Below are 475 nucleotides of genomic sequence, written 5' to 3'. Positions count from 1 at the left end.
CGGCAACGATGAGGTCACGCAGCTGCTCAGGTCGATGCAGCGCATGCAGGCGCAGTTGCAGTCGGTGATGGCGGCGCAGGGCGAGTTGGCCCGCCAGCACGATGCGGGCAGCCTCAGCTATCGCATGGACGAGAGTGCCTTCCCTGGTGACTACGGGCGCATGGTGCACGAGACCAACGCGCTGGTCGGCTCACACGTGCAGGTACAGAACCGGCTGATCGAAGTGATGAAGCATTACGCCCGTGGCGACCTGTCGGTGGACATGGATCCGCTGCCGGGCGAGAAGGCGGCGATCACCCAGGCAATGGACGAGACCAAGACCAGCCTGTCGGCGATCAACAGCGAGATCCGCCGGCTGGCGACGGCCGCGGCGGCGGGCGACTTCAGCCTGCGCGGCGATGAAGATCGCTTCGCCTACGATTTCCGCGACATGGTGGCCGGGCTCAATCGCCTGATGCAGACCACCGACCAGAAC

At 65.5% G+C, this 475-nt stretch carries 1 protein-coding gene; it reads left to right on the top strand.

The features are described 5' to 3' along the window. Positions 1–475 (top strand): hypothetical protein (locus D7V97_RS43605; protein WP_199729256.1); only part of this gene is annotated, 475 nt, incomplete at both ends.

The organism is Corallococcus sp. CA053C, assembly GCF_003611675.1.
In the GTDB taxonomy this organism is placed as follows: Bacteria; Myxococcota; Myxococcia; order Myxococcales; family Myxococcaceae; genus Corallococcus.
Note: the sequence above shows the minus strand (reverse complement) of the source record. Positions and strands in the feature narration are given on the sequence as shown.